Origin of the sequence: Azospirillum formosense (assembly GCF_013340925.1) — a bacterium.
GTDB classification, from domain to species: domain Bacteria; phylum Pseudomonadota; class Alphaproteobacteria; order Azospirillales; family Azospirillaceae; genus Azospirillum; species Azospirillum formosense.
Window position 1 is genome coordinate 1 of record NZ_WHOR01000073.1, and the last position, 22455, is coordinate 22455.

At 67.3% G+C, this 22455-nt stretch carries 24 protein-coding genes and 1 tRNA gene; 11 read left to right on the top strand and 14 right to left on the bottom strand.

The features are described from left to right. Position 1 precedes the first annotated feature (1 nt). The 3 genes from GBZ26_RS12035 to GBZ26_RS12045 all read right to left on the bottom strand — a co-directional run bounded on the left by GBZ26_RS12035 (position 2) and on the right by GBZ26_RS12045 (position 5011). Positions 2 to 1558, bottom strand: a complete 1557-nt coding sequence (locus tag GBZ26_RS12035; protein ID WP_174439050.1) for a SpoVR family protein — start codon at positions 1556 to 1558, stop codon at positions 2 to 4. A gap of 163 nt (positions 1559 to 1721) precedes the next feature. Then, on the bottom strand, positions 1722 to 3014 hold the full coding sequence (locus GBZ26_RS12040) for a YeaH/YhbH family protein (protein WP_041811201.1): 1293 nt from the start codon (positions 3012 to 3014) through the stop codon (positions 1722 to 1724). 50 nt (positions 3015 to 3064) lie between these two features. Next, positions 3065 to 5011 (bottom strand): PrkA family serine protein kinase, encoded by a 1947-nt coding sequence (locus GBZ26_RS12045; RefSeq protein ID WP_174439051.1) that lies wholly within the window; start codon positions 5009 to 5011, stop codon positions 3065 to 3067. Positions 5012 to 5564: 553 nt separating this feature from the next. Between GBZ26_RS12045 and GBZ26_RS12050 the strand changes: the two genes are divergently transcribed. Further along, entirely contained in the window at positions 5565 to 5795 is a 231-nt protein-coding gene (locus GBZ26_RS12050) for a hypothetical protein (protein WP_174439052.1), read from the top strand. A gap of 32 nt (positions 5796 to 5827) precedes the next feature. Here the strand turns inward: GBZ26_RS12050 and GBZ26_RS12055 are convergent, their stop codons facing one another. Beyond that, positions 5828 to 6217 carry a response regulator gene (locus GBZ26_RS12055; protein WP_174439053.1) on the bottom strand — a complete coding sequence of 130 codons (390 nt, stop codon included), beginning with the start codon at positions 6215 to 6217 and terminating at the stop codon, positions 5828 to 5830. Between the two features lie 146 nt (positions 6218 to 6363). Here GBZ26_RS12055 and GBZ26_RS12060 point away from each other — a divergent pair, with 146 nt between their 5' ends. Then, positions 6364 to 7212, top strand: coding sequence for a DUF4743 domain-containing protein (locus GBZ26_RS12060; protein ID WP_174439054.1), 849 nt, complete (start codon positions 6364 to 6366; stop codon positions 7210 to 7212). A gap of 30 nt (positions 7213 to 7242) precedes the next feature. On the opposite strand, the gene GBZ26_RS12065 is transcribed toward GBZ26_RS12060, so the two are convergent. The 3 genes from GBZ26_RS12065 to GBZ26_RS12075 form a co-directional block, all read right to left on the bottom strand. Beyond that, entirely contained in the window at positions 7243 to 8805 is a 1563-nt protein-coding gene (locus GBZ26_RS12065) for a hybrid sensor histidine kinase/response regulator (RefSeq protein ID WP_174439055.1), read from the bottom strand. Between the two features lie 168 nt (positions 8806 to 8973). Further along, positions 8974 to 9825 carry a tRNA glutamyl-Q(34) synthetase GluQRS gene (gene gluQRS, locus GBZ26_RS12070; protein WP_174439056.1) on the bottom strand — a complete coding sequence of 284 codons (852 nt, stop codon included), beginning with the start codon at positions 9823 to 9825 and terminating at the stop codon, positions 8974 to 8976. Between the two features lie 72 nt (positions 9826 to 9897). Continuing rightward, on the bottom strand, positions 9898 to 10065 hold the full coding sequence (locus GBZ26_RS12075; protein WP_014241314.1) for a hypothetical protein: 168 nt from the start codon (positions 10063 to 10065) through the stop codon (positions 9898 to 9900). A gap of 332 nt (positions 10066 to 10397) precedes the next feature. On the opposite strand from GBZ26_RS12075, the gene GBZ26_RS12080 reads away from it, so the two are divergent. Then, positions 10398 to 10961, top strand: a complete 564-nt coding sequence (locus GBZ26_RS12080) for an HNH endonuclease (protein ID WP_038526361.1) — start codon at positions 10398 to 10400, stop codon at positions 10959 to 10961. Positions 10962 to 11002: 41 nt separating this feature from the next. Next, the gene (locus GBZ26_RS12085) at positions 11003 to 11155 is read left to right on the top strand and encodes a DUF1289 domain-containing protein (protein WP_174439057.1); all 153 of its coding nucleotides are present in this window, start codon (positions 11003 to 11005) and stop codon (positions 11153 to 11155) included. Between the two features lie 51 nt (positions 11156 to 11206). Here GBZ26_RS12085 and GBZ26_RS12090 read toward each other — a convergent pair whose 3' ends face one another. Beyond that, on the bottom strand, positions 11207 to 11821 hold the full coding sequence (locus tag GBZ26_RS12090; RefSeq protein WP_174439058.1) for a demethoxyubiquinone hydroxylase family protein: 615 nt from the start codon (positions 11819 to 11821) through the stop codon (positions 11207 to 11209). Continuing rightward, positions 11818 to 12348, bottom strand: a complete 531-nt coding sequence (locus GBZ26_RS12095; RefSeq protein ID WP_174439059.1) for a disulfide bond formation protein B — start codon at positions 12346 to 12348, stop codon at positions 11818 to 11820. Before GBZ26_RS12095 ends, GBZ26_RS12090 begins: the two co-directional genes overlap by 4 nt. A 137-nt stretch (positions 12349 to 12485) precedes the next feature. Here GBZ26_RS12095 and GBZ26_RS12100 point away from each other — a divergent pair. The 3 genes from GBZ26_RS12100 (at position 12486) to GBZ26_RS12110 (ending at position 13617) form a co-directional block, all read left to right on the top strand. After that, positions 12486 to 12572 (top strand) — tRNA-Leu (locus tag GBZ26_RS12100). Between the two features lie 109 nt (positions 12573 to 12681). Further along, complete coding sequence (locus tag GBZ26_RS12105) at positions 12682 to 13077, top strand: (R)-mandelonitrile lyase (protein ID WP_174439060.1); 396 nt, start codon at positions 12682 to 12684, stop codon at positions 13075 to 13077. 147 nt (positions 13078 to 13224) lie between these two features. Next, positions 13225 to 13617, top strand: a complete 393-nt coding sequence (locus GBZ26_RS12110) for a c-type cytochrome (protein ID WP_137103422.1) — start codon at positions 13225 to 13227, stop codon at positions 13615 to 13617. 15 nt (positions 13618 to 13632) lie between these two features. Here GBZ26_RS12110 and GBZ26_RS12115 read toward each other — a convergent pair whose 3' ends face one another. Next, the gene (locus tag GBZ26_RS12115; protein WP_211104715.1) at positions 13633 to 14220 is read right to left on the bottom strand and encodes a PQQ-dependent catabolism-associated CXXCW motif protein; all 588 of its coding nucleotides are present in this window, start codon (positions 14218 to 14220) and stop codon (positions 13633 to 13635) included. 412 nt (positions 14221 to 14632) lie between these two features. On the opposite strand from GBZ26_RS12115, the gene GBZ26_RS12120 reads away from it, so the two are divergent. The 4 genes from GBZ26_RS12120 to GBZ26_RS12135 all read left to right on the top strand — a co-directional run bounded on the left by GBZ26_RS12120 (position 14633) and on the right by GBZ26_RS12135 (position 17602). After that, positions 14633 to 15619, top strand: a complete 987-nt coding sequence (locus GBZ26_RS12120; protein WP_174439061.1) for an ABC transporter substrate-binding protein — start codon at positions 14633 to 14635, stop codon at positions 15617 to 15619. Then, the gene (locus tag GBZ26_RS12125) at positions 15619 to 16377 is read left to right on the top strand and encodes an ABC transporter permease (RefSeq protein WP_174439062.1); all 759 of its coding nucleotides are present in this window, start codon (positions 15619 to 15621) and stop codon (positions 16375 to 16377) included. Before GBZ26_RS12120 ends, GBZ26_RS12125 begins: the two co-directional genes overlap by 1 nt. Positions 16378 to 16426: 49 nt before the next feature. Further along, positions 16427 to 17077 carry an ABC transporter ATP-binding protein gene (locus tag GBZ26_RS12130; protein WP_246653650.1) on the top strand — a complete coding sequence of 217 codons (651 nt, stop codon included), beginning with the start codon at positions 16427 to 16429 and terminating at the stop codon, positions 17075 to 17077. A 90-nt stretch (positions 17078 to 17167) separates the two neighbouring features. Then, a complete protein-coding gene (locus GBZ26_RS12135) occupies positions 17168 to 17602 on the top strand; it encodes a hypothetical protein (RefSeq protein WP_174439064.1) in 435 nt (144 codons plus the stop codon). A gap of 34 nt (positions 17603 to 17636) precedes the next feature. Here the strand turns inward: GBZ26_RS12135 and GBZ26_RS12140 are convergent, their stop codons facing one another. The 4 genes from GBZ26_RS12140 to GBZ26_RS12155 all read right to left on the bottom strand — a co-directional run bounded on the left by GBZ26_RS12140 (position 17637) and on the right by GBZ26_RS12155 (position 22299). Next, on the bottom strand, positions 17637 to 18302 hold the full coding sequence (locus GBZ26_RS12140; protein WP_014241328.1) for a response regulator: 666 nt from the start codon (positions 18300 to 18302) through the stop codon (positions 17637 to 17639). Between the two features lie 226 nt (positions 18303 to 18528). Next, the gene (locus tag GBZ26_RS12145) at positions 18529 to 20280 is read right to left on the bottom strand and encodes a methanol/ethanol family PQQ-dependent dehydrogenase (protein ID WP_174439065.1); all 1752 of its coding nucleotides are present in this window, start codon (positions 20278 to 20280) and stop codon (positions 18529 to 18531) included. Positions 20281 to 20569: 289 nt separating this feature from the next. Next, complete coding sequence (locus GBZ26_RS12150) at positions 20570 to 21502, bottom strand: quinoprotein relay system zinc metallohydrolase 1 (RefSeq protein ID WP_174439066.1); 933 nt, start codon at positions 21500 to 21502, stop codon at positions 20570 to 20572. Then, complete coding sequence (locus tag GBZ26_RS12155) at positions 21499 to 22299, bottom strand: quinoprotein dehydrogenase-associated SoxYZ-like carrier (protein ID WP_174439067.1); 801 nt, start codon at positions 22297 to 22299, stop codon at positions 21499 to 21501. Before GBZ26_RS12155 ends, GBZ26_RS12150 begins: the two co-directional genes overlap by 4 nt. Positions 22300 to 22455: the final 156 nt, after the last annotated feature.

The window sequence follows — 22455 nt, forward strand, 5'->3', positions numbered from 1 at the left end:
ATCACCCCCCGATGCCGCTGGGCGCGGTGACGGCGTGCTCCTTCAGGATGGCATCGGACAGGGCCGACACCTCGACGAGCTGGACCTCGTAGCCCCACAGGTTGGCGATGTGGCGCAGCACGGCCTTGGCGTCGCTCTCGTCCAGCAGCACGCCGTTGGTCACGCGGTGGTGCAGGATCAGCTTGCGGTCGCCGGCCAGATCGACGTCGACGATCTGGATGTCCGGCTCCAGGAAGCCGAGGTCGTACTGCCGCGCCAGCAGCTTGCGGATGCCGCGGTAGCCGCGCTCGTTGTGGATGTTCTCGACCAGCAGATAGGGGTCTTCCGCGTCGTCGCGCACGCTGAACATCTTGAACTTCCGCATCAGGTGCGGGCTGAGATACTGGAGGACGAAGCTCTCATCGCGGAAGTTGGCCCAGGCGTCGCGCAGGGCGCCCATGCCGTCGCCACGCCCGGCGAGGTCGGGGAACCAGTAGCGGTCCTCGTCGGTCGGGTTCTCGGCGATGCGCTGGATATCCTGCATCATCGCAAAGCCCAGCGCGTAGGGGTTGATGCCCGAGAAGCGCTGGTCGTCGAACTCCGGCTGGAACACCACCGAGGTGTGCGAATGCAGGAATTCCAGCATCGCGCCTTCGCTGATCATCCCGCGCCGGTGCATCTCGTTCAGGATGGTGTAGTGGGTGTAGGTCGCACACCCCTCGTTCATCAGCTTGGTTTGCTTCTGCGGATAGAAATACTGGGCCATGTGGCGGACGATGCGGAGGATCTCGCGCTGCCAATGCTCCAGCCGCGGGGCCTTCTTCTCCAGGAAGTACAGCAGGTTCTCTTCCGGCAGACCGAGCAGCTTCTTGCGCTCCGACACCGACTTGGACGGGCGGTTGCCGCCGACGGCGGCCTTCGGCACGGTGCGCCACAAGTCGTTGAAGGTCTGCTCCTGGTACTCCTGCCGCTCCCGCTCGCGCTTCTGCTCCAGCCGCAGGTCGAGGCTGCGCTTCTTCGGGTACTTGTGCACGCCCTGGTTCATCAGCGCGTGGGCAGCGTCGAGCACCCGCTCCACCGCATGGTGGCCGTAGCGGTCCTCGCACTGGGCGATGTAGGACTTGGCGAATTCCAGATAGTCGAGGATGCCCTCGGCGTCCGTCCACTGCTGGAACAGCTGGTTGTTCTTGAAGAAGTGGTTGTGGCCGAAGGCGGCGTGGGCGATCACCAGCGTCTGCATCGTCATGGTGTTCTCTTCCATGATGTAGCTGATGCAGGGGCTGGAATTGATGACGATCTCGTAGGCGAGGCCCCGGTAGCCCTTGCGGTAGAGCATCTCGTCGCGGGCGAAATGCTTGCCGAAGGACCAGTGCTTGTACATCAGCGGCATGCCGATGGACGAATAGGCGTCGAGCATCTGCTCGGCGGTGATGACTTCGATCTGGTTGGGATAGACGTTGAGGCCCATGTCCTTCAGGGCGATGTCCTCGATGGCGTCGTAGACGCGCTTGATCTGGTCGTAATCCCAGTCCGCCCCGTCGTAGAGCAGGCTGTCGGTCTTGTCGATCACAGCGCTCATGCCTCACATCCTCTCAAACTCTGCGGGGTGTCGGCCCCGATTCTTTGGTGCGGCCTCGCGGTGGCGGCCGTCGCCCCCTCCCTGACCCTCCCCCGCTGCGCGGTGGAGGGAAGCGGCCCCCTCTCCCGCGCCAGCGGGGGAGGGTTGGGGAGGGGGCTGGAAATCAGGCCCCCGCCTTCTCGCGGGCGAACAGGTCGCGGAAGACCGGAAAAATCTCCCGGCGGGAGCGGACGCGGCGCATGGCGATCGGCAAATCCGGCCCCTGGACCGTCTTGTAGGTCCGCCACAGCTCCGTCTCGCGGCCCAGCGCCGACAGGCCCATGTTGTGCTCCGCCGCCACCTCGATGTAGGCGAAATACTGGCACAGCGGCAGGATGCCGTCCCGCAGCAGACCCGCCGACCGCGCGTTGTCCGACGACATGTTGTCGCCGTCCGACGCCTGGGCGGCGTAGATGTTCCACTCGTTCTCCGGATAGCGCTCCTTGACGATGCGCTGCATCTCCTCCAGCGCCGTGGAGACCACGGTGCCGCCGGTCTCGGTGGAGTAGAAGAACGTGTCCTCGTCCACCTCCTTGGCCTCGTGGGTGTGGCGGATGAAGACGATGTCGACCGAGCGGTAGCGCCGCTTCAGGAACAGGAACAGCAGCATGAAGAAGCGCTTGGCGAGATCCTTCATGTGCTCGGTCATCGAGCCGGAGACGTCCATCAGGCAGAACATGACCGCCTGCGCGATGGGCTTCGGCACCGTCTCGAACCGGTTGTAGCGGACGTCGATCGGGTCGATGAAGGGGATGCGCTTGGAGCGGAGATAGTGCCGCTCCAACTGGTCGCGCATCTCCCGCAGCTTCTCGGGATCCTCGCCGCGGTCCTCCGCCTCGCGCAGGAGCGCCTCCAGTTCCAGCATCTCCGCCGGCTTGGGGCGCTTCAGCGCGATGCGCCGGCTGAGGCTGTTGCGCATGGTGCGGACGAGGTTCAGGTTGGCCGGAGACCCGGTCACCGAGTAACCCGCCCGCGTCAGCGAGTGGGACTCCGTCTGCTTGACCTTCTGCTTGACGAGGTCGGGAAGCTCCAGGTCCTCCAGGAAGATGTCCAGGAACTCCTCGCGGGACAGGACGAAGCGGAAATCGTCGTCGCCCTCTCCGTCCGGACTGCCTTCGTTGCCGCCTCGGCCGCCGCCGCTCTCGGGCCGCGCGATGGTGTCTCCTTCCACATACTCCTTGTTGCCCGGCACGACGTAGTCGCGCACGCCGCCGGCCCCGGAGCGGTGGAAGGAGGGCTCCCGCACGCCGCCGGTCGAGATGGTCACCTTCTCGCCGTTTTCGATGTCCTGGATGCCGCGTTTGCCGGAGGCATCCCGCACCGCCTTCACCACCTGCTCCTTGGCACGGCGCAGGAAACGCTGGCGGTTGGCCAGGCTCTTGCCTTGCGGATTCAGGCGACGGTCGATGATGTTCATCAAGGGGGAGCCCCTCCTACCCGTTCACGCTCGTGTGGCGAAGCGGGCCGTCAGCCGGCCTGCTTCACGCGCATGTACCACTCGACCAACCGGCGGACCTGCCGCTCGGTGTAGCCGCGCGACATCATGCGCGACACGAACTCGTTGTGCTTCTTCTCGGTCTCGCCGTCCTTCTTGGACCCGAAGCTGATGACCGGAAGCAGATCCTCCACCTGGGAGAACATGCGTTTCTCGATCACCTCACGGATTTTCTCGTAGGACGTCCAGGAGGGGTTGCGCCCGGCGTTCGCCGCCCGCGCGCGCAACGCGAACTTGACGACCTCGTTGCGGAAGTCCTTCGGGTTGGCGATCCCGGCGGGCTTCTCGATCTTGGTCAGCTCCTGGTTCAGAAGCTCGCGGTTCATCAGCTGGCCGGTGTCCGGGTCCTTGAAGTCCTGGTCCTCGATCCACGCGTCGGCGTAATCCACATAGCGGTCGAACAGGTTCTGCCCGTAGTCGCTGTAGGATTCCAGATACGCCTTCTGGATCTCGTTGCCGATGAACTCCGCGTAGCGCGGCGCCAGCTCGGCCTTGATGAACTCGATGTACTTCTTCTCGGTGTCGTCGGGGAACTGCTCCCGCTTGATCGACTGCTCGAGGATGTACATCAGATGGACGGGATCGGCCGAGATCTCGTTGGAGTCGTAGTTGAAGGTCGCGGCCAGAACCTTGAAGGCGAAGCGGGTCGAGATGCCGTCCATGCCCTCGTCCACGCCCGCCTGGTCGCGGTATTCCTGCATGGACTTGGCCTTGGGGTCGGTCTCCTTCATGCTCTCGCCGTCATAGACGCGCATCTTGGAGTAGAGGCTGGAGTTCGGATGGTCGCGCATGCGCGACAGCACCGAGAACTTGGCCAGCATCTCCAGCGTCGACGGGGCGCAGGGCGCCGTCGCAAGGTCGGAGCTCTTGACCAGCTTGTCGTAGATGCGCTGTTCCTCCTGCACCCGCAGGCAGTAGGGAACCTTGATGACGCAGATGCGGTCGATGAAGGCTTCGTTGTTCTTGTTGTTCTTGAAGGACTGCCACTCCGCCTCGTTCGAGTGGGCGAGGATGATGCCCTGGAACGGAATGGCGCCGATGTTCTCCGACCCGACGTAGTTCCCTTCCTGGGTCGCCGTCAGCAACGGGTGCAGCATCTTGATCGGGGCCTTGAACATCTCGACGAATTCGAGCAGGCCCTGGCTGGCCCGGTTCAGGCCGCCGGAGAAGCTGTAGGCGTCGGGATCGTTCTGGCTGTAGACCTCCAGCTTGCGGATGTCGACCTTGCCGACCAGCGAGGAGATGTCCTGGTTGTTCTCGTCGCCCGGCTCCGTCTTGGTGACGCAGATCTGGCGCAGCTTGCTGGGATGCAGCTTGACGACGCGGAAGCGGGAAATGTCGCCGCCGAACTCGTCCAGCCGCTTCACCGCCCACGGGCTCATCAGCCCGGTCAGGCGGCGGCGCGGGATGCCGTAACGGTCCTCCAGCAGGTCGCCCATCTCGTCCGGGTTGAAGAGGCCGAGCGGGCTTTCGAAGACCGGGCTGATCTCCTTGCCGGCCTTCAGGACATAGACCGGGCATTTCTCCATGAGCGACTTCAGCCGCTCCGCCAGCGACGACTTGCCGCCGCCCACCGGCCCCAGCAGGTACAGGATCTGCTTGCGCTCCTCCAGCCCCTGCGCGGCGTGGCGGAAGAAGCCGACGATCCGCTCGATCGTCTCCTCCATGCCGTAGAAGTCGGCGAAGGCCGGATAGATCTTGATCGTCCGGTTCATGAAGATGCGGCCAAGGCGCGGGTCCTTGGCGGTGTCGACGACTTCCGGTTCGCCGATGGCGGCGAGGATGCGCTCCGGCGCGGAGGCATACATCATCGGGTCGTCGCGGCATTCCTGGAGGTATTCCGTGAGGCTCATCTCGACCTCACGGCGCCCCTCGTAGGACTGTGTGTAGCGCGTGAACAGTTCGTCGGCCGGGAACATTCCGCTCTCCGTGTCTCTTAGTCCGATGCGTCGGGGCTGCCGCCGGGGGACCCGGGCGGCGGGGGCGGCGCCTGCCGCAGGTGCGAACTCTGGGGCGTCACGGACACAACGGTCCCGCGGCACCCCCGCTCACCGTCGAAAGCCAGACCTTTTATCCAGTTGCGGTTCAAATGAAGCGCCCCCTTCGGAGTGCTAAACTCGAATGCTTCAAAACTGAATGTAATGCTCGACCTAGAGCTTTCCAGGAGGAAAGCCTTGATAGCCTGAAAAGAGAGGCGGTCGCGCGTACCGGTCATCAGTAATAGACCACGCGGCCGGGTTGTCCGGAAAGGCCGGGGTGCAAACACCGGCGGGATGGACGGCAAGAAGAACGAAGGTCGGCGGGGCTGAGACTTGCAATCGGCTTCCGGAGCGCGGCCCGGATGCCGTTCGTCGGGGACTCGCTGGACCTTGCCGATCACCCATCGACCTCCAGTGCATCCATGCGCCTTAACCAACTAAGGCGCTACGGTTAACAGCAAGCGTGACGGATATTCCTTAACAACCCGCTTCCATGCCCATCGCCGCCGCCTTGCCTCAGGATATTAACGCATGGGCGACGGGCATGGTCCACACCTTCCAAAGAAGGATGGTGAGCCTCATCACAGCAGATCAACAAGGCAGAATTTGGGTGAGCCGCCTTTGCCATTGCGGCGCACAATCCGTAGGGATTCCGGAAGGCGGCTGGAATCAAGCACTTGGCCGCGTTTTTGCAGTCCTGCCACAGGTCGGGGAAAAAGTGTGACCGACAGGGCCGTCCTGGACCGCCATGCGTCGTCAGCCGAGCTTGGCGCCCAGCGTTCCCTTCAGCGACTCCGGCGTGGCCGGCTTGACGATGAAAGTGTCGGCGCCCAAGGCCGCGGCTTCGTCCATGCGGCTTTGGTCAGCGCGGTTCGTCATGAAAACCACCGGCAGCGCGCGGTGGCGGGCGTCGGGGCTGGTCCGCAGCGCCTTCAGGAAACCCAGCCCGTCCATCGGCTGCATCTCCACGTCGCAGACGACCAGATCGGGTTTGTGCGTCTGCACGGCGGCCAGCCCGGCCTCGCCATCGGCGGCCTGATGGACGGAGCGGAAGCCCAGCGCGGCCAGCATCTTCGCCAGCACCATCCGGGTGAAGCTCTCGTCTTCGATCACCAGAACCGAAAAATCCCCGAACGCCGCCGGCATCGCCTTGTTCCCCCGAGTCCGATAGGCCGTGTGTGTACGCCGCAAGTACGTCCTTTGCAACCGGCTCGCAACACCGCTGGCCGGTGGGAATCGTCTCGCGGAAGAACGGTTGCACGGCGGGGGGCGCTGGGGCTACACGGAGTCGCATGAGCTATCTCGACCACATCCGCGCGTGCAACGCGCACGACCTCTCCGGCTTCCGTCCGTTCGAGCTGGAAGGCCATCGCCTCGGCTGGGTCCGCCACGCGCTGGCCGAGCAGCTTCCCGGCGTCGATCCCGGCTTTGTCGTCACCGCCGACCGGGTGACGCTGGCCCCGGAGGTCCGCGACTTCGAGGCGCGATCCTCGGTGCTGGCGCACGCCGCCCAGTTCCTCGTCGAAACGGGAGCGGTCTCCGCCCTGCGCGGCGAGTTCTACCCGGTCACGCCGGCCTGGGGAGCGGAGCCGCTGATGCGCATCGACCGCGCGGTGGTGGCGCAGTTCGGCACCCCCGCCTACGGGCTGCACGTCAACGGTTTCGTCCGCCAACCGGACGGCGGCCTGTCGCTGTGGATCGGGCGCCGCGCCCGCGACCGCGAGGTGGCGCCGGGCAAGCTCGACAACATGATCGCCGGCGGCCAGCCGATCGGCCTGACGCTGGCGGAGAACCTCGTCAAGGAAGCGCAGGAGGAGGCGGGGATCGACGCCGCCCTGGCGTCCCGCGCCGTCCCCGTCGGGGCCGTCACCTACCGCATGGAGACGGAGGCCGGGCTGAAGCAGGACACGCTGTTTCTCTACGACCTGGAACTCGACGCGGATTTCGTCCCGCAAAACACCGACGGCGAGGTCGAGCGGTTCGAGCTGTGGCCGCTGGACCGCGTCGCGGAATCGGTGCGCTCGACGAGGGACTGGAAGTTCAACGTGAATCTCGTCGTCATCGACTTCATGGTCCGTCACGGCTGGCTGACGCCGGATGAACCGGACTATCTGGAGATCGTGACCGGCCTGCGGCGGTAGACGCCGCCGCCTCGGCAGTCACCGCCACGGTCACTCCGCCGCGGCCCGCCCCCGCGCCTCCTCCAGGTGGGACGACAGCTCGGACAGGGTGACCGGCTTGTGCAGGACGGTGAAGCCGCTGCGCCGCGCCTCGCGGATGCGGTCGGGGCTGGTGTCGCCGGTCAGCAGGATCGCCGGGATGAGGTCACCGGCGAAGGCGTGGATGTCGCGGATGGCGTCCACCCCCGTCCGTCCGTAGCGCAGGCGGTAGTCGGCGATGATGACGTCGGGAAGCCGCTCCGCACCGTCGAGCTGGCGCAAAGCCTCCTCCCCCGATGCGGCGGACAGCACATCCCACCCCCACTGCTCCAGCACAAGCCGCAGGCTTTGCAGGATCAGCTCCTCGTCGTCGATGATCAGGGCCAGCGCGCCGGGCCGTTCCAAGGACGGCATCGCGCGTTCCGTCGCGTTGGGATTCCAGGAAGCGTGCAAGGGAACCTCCACCGTAAAGCATGTGCCCCGCCCCGGACGAGACCGCACACGGACCGGCAGGCCGAGCAGATGCGACAGCCGCTTCACCACCGCCAGCCCGAGGCCGAGGCCGCGGCTGCGGTCACGTTCGGCGTTGCCGAGCTGAACGAATTCCTCGAAAATCTCGTCGAGCTTGTCGGTCGGGATGCCGACGCCCGTGTCCGCCACCTCGATGCACAGCATCATGCCCCGACGCCGGCACCCCAGAAGCACGCCGCCTGACGCCGTGTAGCGCACCGCGTTGTCGAGCAGGTGACGCAGCAACCGTTCCAGCAGGACGGCGTCGCTGCGGACCTGCGCCTGGAGCGGGCGCACCCGCAGTTTCAGCCCCTTGGCGGCAGCGCGCGGGCCGTAGTCGGCCTTGAGACGCTCCATCATTTCGGCCACCGCGAAAGGCGCCATGTCGGGCGAGACGATCCCGGAGTCGAGCCGGGCCACGTCCAGCAACGCGTCGAGCAGACCGCGCATCGCCTCGACCGCCCGGTTCATCGTCTGGACCAGAGGCAATTGCGGGTGATCGGCCAGCCGTTCCGCCAGGACCGCGCCGAACAGGGTCAGCGACTGGGCGGGCTGGCGCAGGTCATGGCTGGCGGCGGCCAGGAAGCGCACCTTGGTCTGGCCCGCGCGCTTCACCTCGTCCCGCGCGGCGCGCAGGCGGTCCTCCCGTCCGCGCAGCCGCGCCTCCACGGCCATGCGGCGGCCGGCGTCCGTCGCGGTCATGACGATGCCCGCGTCCGCTCCGCCGAACTCCACCGGAAGCGGCGTCAGCGCGATGTCGAGCCAGTTTCCATCGCCCGTCAGGGTCAGTTCCTGAACCTGCCCCCGGCCCGCGGCGGCCACCGCCTGGGCAAAACGGTCCGCCGCGTCCTCCCGGCCGCCCCAGACGAAGGCGCCGGCCATGGGCTGTCCGATCAGGAGATCCCGCTGGCACCCGATGGCGCGCAGCATCGCCGCGTTGAGATCGGCAATACGCCCCTGCCGATCGAGCAGGGCGATCGCCACGCCGATCGTGTCGAAGATCCGCCGCAGTCCGGCGGGATCGGCGGGGCAACAGCTGTCCTCCGCCTCTTCCTCCTCTCGCATCGCTTGCCTCCTTCGGATTGCAAGCCGGCCGTCCGTTTGGCGCCAACCGTTGGGCAGGGCAAACAATCGGTCGAGATTCAAAAGATACGCGCAAGAGGAAGGAGATTCCAGAAGCCCCGCCTCAAACGGATAGCTCACCGATCATTGTAATACACAGTTGGTGGTAGATCATAACTCTTCCGGAAAGCCGGACAAGGCGCGCACCGCCGCCGCCGTTCGCCCCGATTCCCGAAGAGATCGCAAGGTCTTGGCGTTGTCGCGCTTGGCCAAGCGCTCCCCTCGCTCGTTCACCATCAAAGAGTGATGATGATAATCAGGAGATGCGACTCGAAGGAGTTCCTGAAGCAGGCGATGCACGTGAGTCGCGAAAAACAGATCCTCGCCGCGGGTCACCAACGTCACACCCTGAAGATGGTCGTCCACGGTAACCGCCAAATGATAGCTCGTCGGGGCGTCCTTGCGGGCCAGGACGACGTCGCCCAGGATTCCCGGCGTGGCCTCCTGCCAGCCGCGCCGCCGGTCGTGCCAGCGCAGCGGTCCGGTCATTGCCATGGCCTTTCCGACATCCAATCGCAAGGCGTAGGCCGCCCCCGTGGCGATGCGGTCCTGGCGCTCCAGGTCCGACAGGCCGCGGCAGGTGCCGGGATAGAGCGGACCGTCCGGCCCGTGCGGCGCGTGGCCGGCGCGAGCGATCTCGGCGGCGATGTCCTTGCGGGTGCAGAAGCAGGGATAAACGGCGCCCATGGCGTCAAGCCGAGCCAGGGCGGCTCGGTAATCCTCCAGATGCTCCGACTGGCGGCGCACCGGCTCTTCCCAGGTCAGGCCCAGCCAGGCCAGATCCTCGCGCAGGTCGCGGTCGAACTCCGGACGGCAGCGCTGCGGGTCGATGTCCTCGATGCGCAGAAGGAAGCGCCCTCCGGCCTTGCGGGCGGTGGTCCAGCCGAACAGGGCGGAATGGGCATGCCCGAGGTGGAGGTGGCCGGTCGGGCTCGGCGCGAAGCGGGTGACGACGTCGGTCATCCCCGCCTTATACCCCAACCGCGCCCGGCCTGCATTGGCTGCGGGCGCCGCGGACCAGGGTGCAAAAAAGGCTCAGATGTAGGGGTTGTCCTTGATCGGCTCGACCGGGATGTCCTCGCCCTCCAGATACATGGCGAGGCGGCGGCGCAGTTCGCGGTCGAAGGCGTCGATGCGGCGCTGGCGGTCGCGCTCCTCGCGCTCGGCGCGCTTCTCGGCAAGGTCGATGATCGTGGCGCTCATGGATGTTCCCTTTGAAAGCGTCCTCCTGGGGCGCCGTCACCATCTCAGAGCATGGTTAACGCTCAGTAACCACGCTGACGGAAAATGCATGTTCAAGGCATCACAACCAAATGTCACAGCTATCCTGTCGGCCTGCCGGAAACGCCGGAACCCCGCCCATCGAAAGGGTTACAGGATCGTGAAGAAATGACGCAGTGCGGCGCGACATATTGAGTTCGAAGCATAAATCAACTATGTATCTGGTGTTCCGGTCACCCGGCGGCGTGTCATCCCGCAAGGGGGAGCGGAACAGCAGAAAGGTTCCAGACACGTCTCAGATAAGGGAGTGGCCATTGGCTCCACCACCCGATCACTGTCCGGCCCTGGTGCTGAACGCCGACTTCCGGCCGCTCAGCTACTTCCCTCTGTCGCTCTGGTCCTGGCAGGAGGCGGTCAAGGCCGTCTTTCTGGACCGGGTGAACATCATCTCCGAATATGACCGCGTCGTCCGCTCCCCCACTTTCGAGGTCAAGCTGCCGAGCGTCATTTCGTTGAAGGAGTTCATCCCGGCGACGCGGCGGCCGGCCTTTACCCGATTCAACGTCTTCCTGCGCGACCGCTTCACCTGCCAGTATTGCGGCCACCACTTCCCCACGCAGGAACTGACCTTCGACCATGTCATCCCACGGTCGCGCGGCGGGCGCACCACCTGGGACAACGTCGTCACCTCCTGCTCGGCCTGCAATCTGGCGAAGGGAAACAGGCTACCGCACAGTTGCGGCATGATCCCCCTCAGTCCCCCGTTCCAGCCGAGTGCCTACCAGCTTCAAGAGAACGGACGTGCATTCCCGCCAAACTTCCTTCACGAAAGTTGGCGGGATTTTCTTTATTGGGACACCGAACTCGATCCGATGTAGAAACGCCGCGATCGGGAAGGTTGGGCCGAGGAAGATCGGGTATGGACGACGAGAATCCCTGCGTGGGCATCTGCATCATCGGCGAGGATGGCTATTGCGAAGGCTGCGGGCGGAGCGAAGACGAGATCTACGGGACTCCGCCCGCCCCGGCGACCATCCCAGCAGAAACCGGAGCGGACGGCGAGGCCGCCTGAGTCCGCTCCGCCCGCCTCCGGTCACAGCCGCGCCCGTCACACCCGTGCCCGTCACACCCGTTCTGCCACCCAGATGACCGCCTTGGTGCCGGCCTTGATGGCGGCGGACAGCACCGGATAGGCCGGGGCCTGCTCCGCGCCGTTGAGCAGGCCGATGTCGCGATGCTCCACCTCTTCCGCCTGGAACTTGAGGATGGAGGTCTTCAACTCCTCCTCTTCCGGGCCGAGGTGCTTCAACTGCGCCTCGTAATGGCCGTCGATGACCTGCTCGACGGCGACGGTGCAGGCCATGGCCGCCCGCTCCCCCATCACCGCGGTCCCGGCACCCAGCAGGAAGCCGGCGACATGCCACAGCGGCTGCAGCACGGTCGGGCGAACCTGACGGGCGACGAGCTGCTTCTCGAAATACTGGAGATGCTCCAACTCCTGGTCGGCCATGTGGCGCAGGGTCTTGGCGTGCCGGCCCCGGCCCATGACGGAGAGCTGGCCTTCGTAGATGCGCTTGGCCCCATACTCCCCGGCATGGTCCACACGCACGATCCGCGCCAGCCGCTGTTCCGGAGTCGGGTCGCCGGGCAGGCGCCCGCGCGGCCGGGGACGGGGGGCGGGCGACTCGCCGGTGGACGGAGCAGCAGCGGTAGCGGCGGTGTTGTCGAGCGGGGTCATGCGAAGGTCCTGGAAACCGAGGTCCGGATGTAGGCGGCGCGGGCCGCCACGAAGGCGAAGGCGGACAGCGCCAGCGAAATCACCACGTTGTAGCCCGCCATCGAAATCCCGAACAGCGACCACGCCACTTCGTCGCAGCGGGTGACCGGGGCGGCGAGCACCTGGGCGCGCAATTCCTCCAGCGTCTGGGGCGCGCGTCCTCCGCCGGCGCCGCAGGCCGAGGTACCGGCCCACCAGTGCTGCTCCACCCCCACATGATAGGCGGCGATTCCCGCACCAGCCAGCAGAGCCAGCCCGCTCGCCACCAGCAGCGCGTCGCCCAGCCCGCGCCACTGGCGAAACAGCAGGGTGACGATGCCGAAGGCCATCACCGCGCCGTAGGGCACGCGCTGCCACAGGCACAGGACGCAGGGCTGGTAGCCCAGCACGAACTGGAAAAACAGCGCGGCGGCCAGCACGCCGGCGCTGGCGACGGCCAGCAGCCCGGCGGTGTAGCGCGGATCGTCGATGGGGAGGCGGTTCATCATGCGGGTGAGATTAGCGCGCCCCACAGGCTTAGGCCAGACACGCCGACGCATCCGCACAAAACACTTTGTCCCAGGGCCATTTCCCCTCTATATAGCGGGCACCGGTCGCCGCGAGCGCCGGGTCCGGCAGGCACCGTGCGGGCGTGGCGGAATTGGTAGACGCAGCGGACTCAAAATCCGCCGTCCTCACGGATATGTCGGTTCGAGTCCGACCGCCCGCACCACCTCCTCTCCTCTGCCCGTTCCACGGACCGCCGCAAGGCCACATCCGTCTTCCCCGTCTGTTTCTGCCAGACGGCCCCGGACCTGGGGCAGCGAGCGGAGGATTCGACCATGGACATCACCCGGATTGGCACGCAGCCATCCGTCACCGGACCGGCCGACTGGTTCACCGGCACCGTCCGCATCGACCCCATCATCCAGGCCAGCGCTCCGGCCCGCACCGCGGCGGCCAGCGTCACCTTCGAACCTGGCGCCCGCACGGCGTGGCACACCCATCCCCTGGGGCAGACCCTGATCGTCACCGCCGGCGTCGGCCGGGTCCAGCGCGACGGCGGCCCGATCGAGGAGATCCACCCCGGCGACGTCGTCTGGTTTCCACCCGGCGAGAAGCACTGGCACGGCGCGTCGCCGACCATGTTCATGACCCACATCGCCATCCAGGAGCAACTCGACGGCAAGGCCGTGGACTGGATGGAGAAGGTCACCGACGAACAGTACGGGGCGTGAGGCGGCGGAAACGGCTTCAAAACCTCATTGCCTTTGCGGGCTTGTTCCAAAGTCCAATTCGGCGGCCCGACCCAGCCCCTTAAAATGCACGGCATCGACCGCCGCCGCGATCGGCGCCGCGGAGTCTTGGCTGGGGAGCCATCTCACATGACCGTTTCCAGATTCGTCATCGCCGCCGCCCTTCTGCTTGCCGCCGGCACGGCCAACGCCGAAAGCGGGCCGCAGCCCAAGACGGCCGAGGAAGCCGCCGGCAAGCAGATCTTCCATCAGTGCGCGGCCTGCCACTCGCTGGATTCCAGCAAGAACGCCTTCGGACCGAGCCTGTACAACGTCGTCGGGCGCAAGGCCGGCTCGATCCCGCGCTTCGACTATTCCAACGCGCTTAAGGCGTCCAACATCACCTGGACCGAAGACAACCTGCGCCACTGGATCGCCGGCAACGACAATTTCGTGCCGGGCACCCGCATGCGGCACGTCGCCATCACCGATCCGGCGGAGCAGGACTATCTGATCGCCTTCCTGAAGTCGCTGAAGCAGTAAGCATCGAAAAGCCGGTTACGGTGCGGCGACCGCAACCGGCTTCCCCTCCTCGGTCGGCAGGCCGGCCTCGGCCCAGCCGTCCGCCCCGTCGCGGTACCAGAGGACGCGGCGGTAGCCCATCTCCAGGGCGCGCTTGCCCGCGTTCCACGACATCCAGCAATCCGCCAGACAGTAGAACAGCAGGCCGCGCCCGCGGTCGCCGCCGGTCAGCCGCTCCAGGTTGGACCGGAAATACCCGTCCAGTTCCGGCGTCAGCGCGCCCAGCCCGACGTTGGGCAGCCAGACGCTGCCGGGGATTTGCGGAAAGGGCTTCGGCACCAGCCACGGGCCGCCGGGCAGCGTGCTGCGGTCCAGTTTCATCACATTGATGGGAAGAGCCGCACCCGACTCCACCAGAGCACGGGCCTGCGCCGTGTCCACCGTCTCGGCCCCGGGCAGCGAGGCCGGGGTGGGCGACCGGTATTCGGTCATCCGGTAGCCGTCCGGCACCGGAACCATGTCTGCCGCGGCGTCTCCCGCCGGCCCGGCCAGCAACAGCGCCAGCCCGGCGGCGCCCAGCCATCCTGCGCGCACCACGCTCCCTCCCCCATTGTTCTGCAGCATCCACGAAATCCCCCCGTGCCCGACAGGGTCAAGTTGCCCGATAGTCGAATACCGGGAATCGGCGGACGGGGCCTAAGCTCACCGTTCGCCATCGTGGGATTCCCGCGTTCCGCTGCGCCACCGCACCGCAGAGGCCTGCCTTGCAAACGACCGCAGGACGCATCATCATCAGGCTAGGGAGACAGGGGTCTGGCCACCCCTGCCCCCCGGCCCGATCCTTAGCGGTTCAGGAGATCAAGGATGCCCTTGATCACCCGAAGCAGCAGGATCAGGAGAGTGAGGATCTTTTCCATCCTCGACGCCTCCTTGTGATGGGACACGGGCGGTGGCCAATCCGCCGCCCGGTCCACCGCGCAACCATGACGCGGCCCAACCTTCATACAAATGCAATTTTTGACGCAGGGGCGGTGCCATGCGCCTGATGTCCCTCGTCCGGCTGTTTCTGGTCCTGACGCTGGTCTGCGTCGCCTCCATGACGCATGCGGCGGACCGGCCCACGGTGACCATCGGGGTGCTGAAATTCGGCACGGTCAGCTGGGAGCTGGACGTCATCCGCCACCACCGGCTGGACGAGGCCGCCGGCTTCGAGCTGAAACTGATGGAGCTGGCCAGCAGCCAAGCGGCGCAGATCGCCCTGCAGGGCGGCGCGGTGGACATGATCGCCAGCGACTGGCTGTGGGTGGCCCGCCAGCGCGCGGCGGGGGCCGACCTGACCTTCATCCCGCATTCCGCGGCGGTCGGCGCGCTGATGGTGCCGGCGGCCTCCCCCATCGCCTCCGTCGCCGACCTCAAGGGAAAGCGCATCGGCGTCGCCGGAACCCCCATCGACAAGAGCTGGCTGCTGCTGAAGGCGCTGGCCCGCGATCGCTACGCCCTCGACCTCGACACCGTCGCGACGCCGGTCTTCGCCGCCCCGCCGCTGCTGAACCAGAAGGCCACGACGGGGGAGCTGGACGCGGTGCTGAATTTCTGGCCCTACGCCGCCCGTCTCCAGGCGGCGGGGATGCGGACGGTCATCGGGGTGGACGGGATGATGCGGGACCTCGGGCTGTCGGCCCAGGTGCCGGCGGTCGGCTTCGTCTTCCATGAGGGATGGGCCAAGGCCAACCCGGCGGCGCTCGACGCCTTCGTCGCCGCCTCGCGCAAGGCCAAGGCGATCATGGCGCAATCCGACGCGGAGTGGGACCGGCTGCGCCCGCTGATGAAGGCGGAGGACGAGGCCACCTGGGCGGCGCTGCGCGACCAGTTCCGCGCCGGCATCCCGCAGCGCTGGACGGAAGAGGAGCGGGAGGCCGCGGCCAGGCTCTACGGGCTGATGGCCAAGCTCGGCGGGCGGGAGCTGGTGGGCGACGCCATGGCCCTGCCGGACGGCACCTTCTGGCCGGGGGTCCATTTCTGATGCGGTGGCGGCGGCTGGCCCCGGTCCTGTCGCTGGCTCTGCTGGTCGGGCTGTGGGCCGTCGCCGCCGAGCTGGCGGCCAGCCGCAGCCTGCCCGGCCCCGCCGCCGTGCTGACGGTCCTGGTCCGCGAGGCGGCGGACGGCGCGCTGTTCCATCATCTGGGGATCACGCTGGCGCGCATGGCCGCGGCCTTCGTCATCGCCATGTCCATCGGCTCGGCGCTGGGCATCCTGCTTGGCCGCTCGGCCACCGCCGATCGGCTGTTCGGGCTGTGGCTGACCGTGTTCCTGAACATCCCGGCGCTGGTCGTGATCGTGCTCGCCTATGTCTGGTTCGGCCTGACCGAGGCGGCGGCGGTCGGCGCGGTCGCCGTCAACAAGATCCCCAACGTCGTCGTCGTCCTGCGCGAAGGGACACGCGCCATCGACGAGCAGTATGTCGAGATGGCGCGGACCTTCCGCATGGCGCGGTCCGACGTGCTGCGCCATGTGCTGCTGCCCCAGCTCACCCCCTACTTCGCCGCGGCGGCGCGGTCCGGCCTTGCGCTGATCTGGAAGATCGTGCTGGTGGTCGAGCTTCTGGGCCGCAGCGACGGGGTGGGATTCCAGATCCACCTCTACTTCCAGATGTTCGATGTGGCCGGCATTCTTGCGTACACCGTCGCCTTCGTGGCCGTCGTCCAACTTCTCGAGCTCTGCGTCCTGCAACCCGTCGAGCACCGGCTCACCCGGTGGCGGCCGGTGCGCGCTGAGGCTTGAGATCCGCTCCAAGCGCTTCGCCGGGCGGGAGGTCATCCGCGGCCTGTCGTTGGCGGCTGCACCCGGCGAGTTCCTGGCGCTGGTCGGCCCGTCCGGCTGCGGCAAGACGACCGCGCTGGCCATCGCCGCGGGGCTGGACCGCGACTTCGACGGAACGCTCGACTTCGGCGGGCCGGAGCCGGTGCTCGGCTGCGTCTTCCAGACGCCCCGCCTGCTGCCCTGGCGCACGGTGCGGCAGAACGTGGCGCTGGTGCTGCCCAAGGCGCGGCGGAGCGACGGCACGGCGGAGCGCTGGCTGGCCGCCATGGGGCTGGAAGCGGTGGCCGACGAGTATCCGGCCCGCCTGTCCGGCGGCATGGCGCGGCGGGTGGCGCTCGCCCGCGCCTTCGCGGTGGAGCCTGGCCTGCTGCTGATGGATGAGCCCTTCGTCTCGCTGGACGAGCCGACGGCGCAGCGGATGCGCGCCCTTCTCGCGACGATGCTGGAGCGGTCCCCGGCCACCGTGCTGTTCGTCACCCACAATCTGCGCGAGGCGATCCAGCTGGCCGACCGCATCCTGGTGATGGCCCCCGGCCCGACGCGGGTGGCGGCGGAGGTGCCGCTGGAAACGCCGCGCGCCTTGCGCGACGACGCGCTGGTCGAGCGCGTGCGGGCGGACCTGCTGGCCCGGCCCGAACCGGCCTTCCGGCTGCTCGCCTGACTCTTTCGCCGAAACTGTGAAGCGGCTCACACCCGCCGCCGTCCACCCGGCGCAGTCTGTCCCGCTGTGATGACACCGGCGGAGACGACGATGCGCACCCTGTTCCTGCCCCTATTGCTGCTGGGCGCCGGCCTGACGCTCCTGTCCGGCGCGACGCTCGCCGGGGAGATCGTGATCCTCGACTCGCACGGTCACGGCCCCAACCACGCGGACCGGTCGCGCGATCTGGCGATCATCGGCGATTCAGCCACCGGCTCCTCCATCGTCATCATCGAACGGACGACGCGCGACGAACAACTCGGGCGGCGAGACCCCGGCCTGGAGGCCCGGCGCGCCACGCGCAAGGCGGAGGCGAAGCGGCGCAGCAAGGACAAGGACTGGTCGGATTGGGCGGAGTTCGACGGCCACGCCCTGGACGGCTTTGGCTGGCTCGACGGCCCGGTGCCGCTCGGCTTCGGGCGGGGCGATCCGGGGCAGGAGGCGGCGCGCGCCGCCGCGGACGCGCGGCGGATGCGGAACCGCTGAACGGTTGGGGCTGAACGGAAAAAGGCCCGCCGGATCAGATGCCGAAGCGGGCCTTTTCCAGTTGCAGGCGGTTGGCAAAGACCACGGCCTGGGTGCGGCTGTAGACCTTCAGCTTTTGCAGGATCGCCGAGACGTGGGCCTTCACGGTGGTTTCCGTGATGCTCAGCTCATAGGCGATTTCCTTGTTCAGCTTGCCGGTGCCCAGCATCTCCAGCACGCGGAGTTGCTGCGCCGTCAGGGTGGACAGGCGGCGGGCGATCTCCGCTGTTTCCTCGTCCTCCGCAGCGGCCCCCTCCTCGACCGAGGCGGGCAGATAGACCTCCCCGGCCAGGATCTGGCGCAAAGCGCCGGCGATGGCGTCCCGCGGCGTCGATTTCGGGATGAAGCCCGCGGCGCCGCAGCGCACCGCCTCCAGCATCACCTTGCGGTCCTCGTGCGCCGAGACGACGGCGACGGGGATGGCGGGGAAGCGGCGGCGCAGGGCGATCAGCCCGGTCAGCCCGTTCATGCCCGGCATGTTAAGGTCGAGCAGGACGAGGTCCGGCTCCCCCTTGCCGCCGTGCATGGAGTCGAGGATGGAGATGGTTTCGTCCAGGCAACCGGCCTCGTGGATTTCCTGCGCCTGGCAGGAATAGAGGACGGCGCTGCGCAGGGCGTCGCGCACCAGCGGATGATCGTCCGCAATCAGAATTCGGCTCATGGCGTGGTTCCCACGCTCATCGTTTCGGGGCGTTTCCGGGTGAGATCATGCCGGACCGTTCAAGAATGCGCAAGGACGGGAACGGGTATTCCCTAAAACAGCCAATCGTAGGCAATTCCGTTCCAAATCCCGCTCCAAATCCTGTTGCAAGCGATTCGCAAGAAAAGACGGCCCGAACCCTTCGGGCCGCCCTTTCCTGGTCCGGTCACGGCACGGGGTTTCCCCGTCAGGCCTTCGGCAGCTTGAAGACCCAGAGCGAGCCGCCCTGGTTGATGTCCTTGACCAGCTTGGCGACGTCGCCGCCCCACAGCGGCACCGCACCGCCCCAGCCGGAGACCACGGCCACATACTGCTCGCCGTCCTGTTCCCAGGTGACCGGGGAGCCGACGACGCCGGAGCCGGTGTTGAACTTCCAGACCTCCTTGCCGGACTTGGCGTCGAAGGCCTTCAGGTAGCCTTCCGGCGTGCCGGTAAAGACGAGGTTGCCGCCGGTGGTCAGCACGCCGCCCCACAGCGGCGCCGGGTTCTTGTATTCCCAGACGATCTTGCCGGTCTTCGGGTCGATGGCGCGCAGCGCACCGATGTAGTCGTCATAGAGCGGCTTGATGGTGAAGCCGGCGCCCAGATAGGCCGCACCCTTCTTGTAGGTGATCGGCTCGTTCCAGATGTCCATGCCCCACTCGTTGGCCGGGACGTAGAACAGCTCGGTCGCCGGGCTGTAGGCCATGGGCATCCAGTTCTTGGCGCCGAGGAAGGCCGGGGCGGCGAAGACCGACGTGCCCTTCTCGGCACCGACCGGGGTGCCCGGACGGTTGTCGTCGTTGTAGACCGGCCGCCCGGTCTTCACGTCGATCTCCTTGGCCCAGGTGATCTTGGTGACGAAGGGCGAGGCGCTCAGCAGCTTCCCGTTGGTGCGGTCCAGCACGTAGAAGAAGCCGTTGCGGTCGGCCTTGGCGCCGGCCTTGATGGTCTGGCCGTCCTTCTTCAGGTCGAAGGACACCAGCTCGTTCACGCCGTCGAAGTCCCAGCCGTCGTGCGGCGTGGTCTGATAGTGCCACTTGATGTCGCCGTTGGCCGGGTCGATGGCCAGCGTCGAGGAGGTGTAGAGGTTGTCGCCCGGACGCAGGTGCGAGTTCCAGGGCGCCGGGTTGCCGGTGCCGAAGAACAGCGTCTTGGTCTCGGGGTCATAGGTGCCGCCCAGCCAAGTGGCGCCGCCGCCGGTCTTGTAGAGATCGCCCGACCAGCTGGCGTTCATCACGCCGGTCATGGTCGATTCCTTGCCATTGAGGGTGCCCATGTTGCCCTCGATGGTCGGGCGCTGCCAGACCAGCTCACCCGTCTCGGCGTCTCGCGCCTCGACCATGCCGATGATGCCGAACTCGCCGCCGGAATTGCCGGTGATGACCTTGCCGTCGACGATCAGCGGAGCGGCGGTCGCCGAGTAGCCGGCCTTGTAGTCCTCGATCTTCTTCGACCAGACGACCTTGCCGGTGTCCTTGTTCAGCGCGACCAGACGGGCGTCCAGCGTCGCGAAGTAGATCTTGTCCTTGTAGAGCGCGGCGCCGCGGTTCACCACGTCGCAGCAGGGCATGATGCCCTCGGGCAGGCGGTGGTCGTACTGCCACTTCTTCTGCCCGGTCTTCACGTCCACCGCGTAGAGGCGCGAATAGGAACCGGTGACATAGATCGTGCCGTCATGGATGATCGGCTGCGACTCCTGCCCGCGCTGCTTCTCCCCACCGAAGGAGAAGGACCAGACCGGCACCAGCCCCTTGACGGTGTCCGGGTTGAGCTTGTCGAGCGGGCTGAAGCGCTGCGCCTGATGACCCATGCCGTAGGTCAGGACGTCGCCCGTCGACTTGGCGTCGTTCAGCAGGTCGTCGTTGCTCGGCCCATCGGCAGCCAATGCGGGGCCGTTCAGGCCAAGGCCGGCGGCCATGGCGCTTGCAAGAAGGAAGGTTCGGAAGAGACGCTTCATGGTGCGGATGCCTCCCAGGGGAATGGACAGCCGGAGGCGCGGGCATAGATCATGTGTAGACAAATGATCATTCGCAGACGAATTGGCGGAATCCGTCTGCCTCGTCCGCCCGCCTCGGCTTCTTTTCGGAACAATCAGGGGTTCGACGCAGGGGCGACGCGGCGTCGCGAAGCCCCTATCCTTCTGACAATAAAGCAGTTTACCGGCGCCCCAATTGGGGTCCATTGGCAAATAGTCGAATGGGCGGAGCGTTCTGCTGGCGCCGGAAATCGTTTCATTGAGAAGGAGGTCAGTTGACCCGCGGCAACACGGCCTTCTCGATCCGTGGCCAGAGATGCGAGACGGAGCGCCGGTACTCCTCGCGCAGCACGCCCATCCCGGCGAAGCGCTCGGGGATCGGCGCGTCGAGCAGTTCGGCCATGTCAGCCCCGGCCTCCGCCCGCTCACGCAACGTGCGGTCCAGCCACGTCAGCCAGTCGCGGGTCTGGGCGATGGCCACCTTGTCGGTGCGGATGCGCCCGTGGTTGGGCACCAGAACCGTCACGTCCAGAGCGTCCAGGGCGTCCAGCGCCGCCAGCCATTGGCCGATGTCGGCGTGGGGCGTGGTCGGCGTCCGGTCGGAAAAGACGACTCCGCCGGCGAACAGCACGCCTGTCGTCTCGTCCAGGATGGCGAGGTCGGCGGCGGTGTGACCCTCCAGCGGGATCAGCCGCAGCCGGTGCGCGCCGAAGACGACGGTGGAGCCGTAGACCGTCTCCGTCGGGACCAGCGGCTCGGTGCCGCGCATCCAGTCGCCGACGAGGCGGTACATGTTCTCGGTCATCCCTTGCCCCTCGGCCTTGATGCCCTCGATGGTGCCGGGGAGAGCGGCGATGGGCACGTCGGCGAAGGCGCGGTTGCCCAGCCAATAGTCGGGGTGCAGGTTGCTGATGAAGACCTTGCGGATCGGCTTGTCGGTGACCGTGGCGATGGCCGCGCGCATCTCCTCGCCGAAGCGGCGCGACGGGCCGGTCTGGATCACGATCACCCCGTCGTCGGTCACGATGAAGCCGGGGTTGAGGATGTTGCCGCCGTTGCTTCGGGTGAAATGCTCCCGCGTGCCCTCGAAAACCCAGGTGTCCGGAGCGATGGCGACGGGCTTCAGAGCGTAGGTCAGCGGACCGGCGGCCCAGCCGGGCGCGGCGGAGACGGCCAGCAGAAGAAGGGTGAGAAGCGCTCTCATGGCAGCGCTCCCTGCACCCAGGGCAGCGGGATGACCGCCTTGACCTCGCCACCCTGGTTGTCGCGCCCGTCAAGCGTCAGGCTGCGCGCGCCCGCTGCGGGCTTCACCTCCAGCGTAAAGACGGGGTTCTCGGACAGCGGCTCCGCGGTCTGAAGCAGGGCCAGCGCCCGCCCGTCGGCGTCGCGCAGGGTCAGCGCCTCGATGAAATAGGCGGGGATGCCGGCGACCAGACCGGTGTCCATGGGGTGGCGGACGAGGAAGCGGACACGCGTCGCTTTGTCGTCACCGGCAGGCGCCCAGGCACGGCCCTGCACCTCGCCCACATGGTCGGCCCAGTCGGCGGCGGCGTAAGTGGCTGGCGGCGCGGTGCAGCCACCCCCCGCCGCGTCGAGCAGCTTGCCGCCGATGTGCCACACCCCGTCCGGCGTGCGGGCGGCGGCGCGCAGCGGTGTGGCCTGCTGCACCTTGAAGCGCGTGGCGATCACCGGCTTCGCCGCCAGCGGCTGGAAGCGCAGGATGACCGGGAAGGGGTTGAGGTCGGCGAACAGCACCATCTCCTCCACCGCGCCCAAGGCGGTGGCGTCGGCCATCACCGGCACGGCGGCGGCGTTCTCGGCGTTGTCGGGGGCGGTGACGGTCACCCGCTCGTCGAACTGCACGGGGGCCGTTCCGAACAGCTCCGGCCGCAGCACGTCCCACATGACGGAGGCCAGCGGGTCGGCGGGCTCCGGCGGGCCGGCCAGGGCGGGGCCGGAGAGCGCGGCCAGGAGCGCCGCGGCGGCGGGATGGCGGGTCAAGGCGGGGTTTCCCCCCCCCCCTGGGCGGGGGTTGGTGGGGGGGGGCTGGCACCCCCCCCAACCCCCCCCGCCCTCGGGGGGGGGGGGGGGGGGGCCCCCCCCCTGCAGGGGGGGGGGGGCGGGGGAGGGGGGGGAGAGCGGCTACCCCACGGGGGA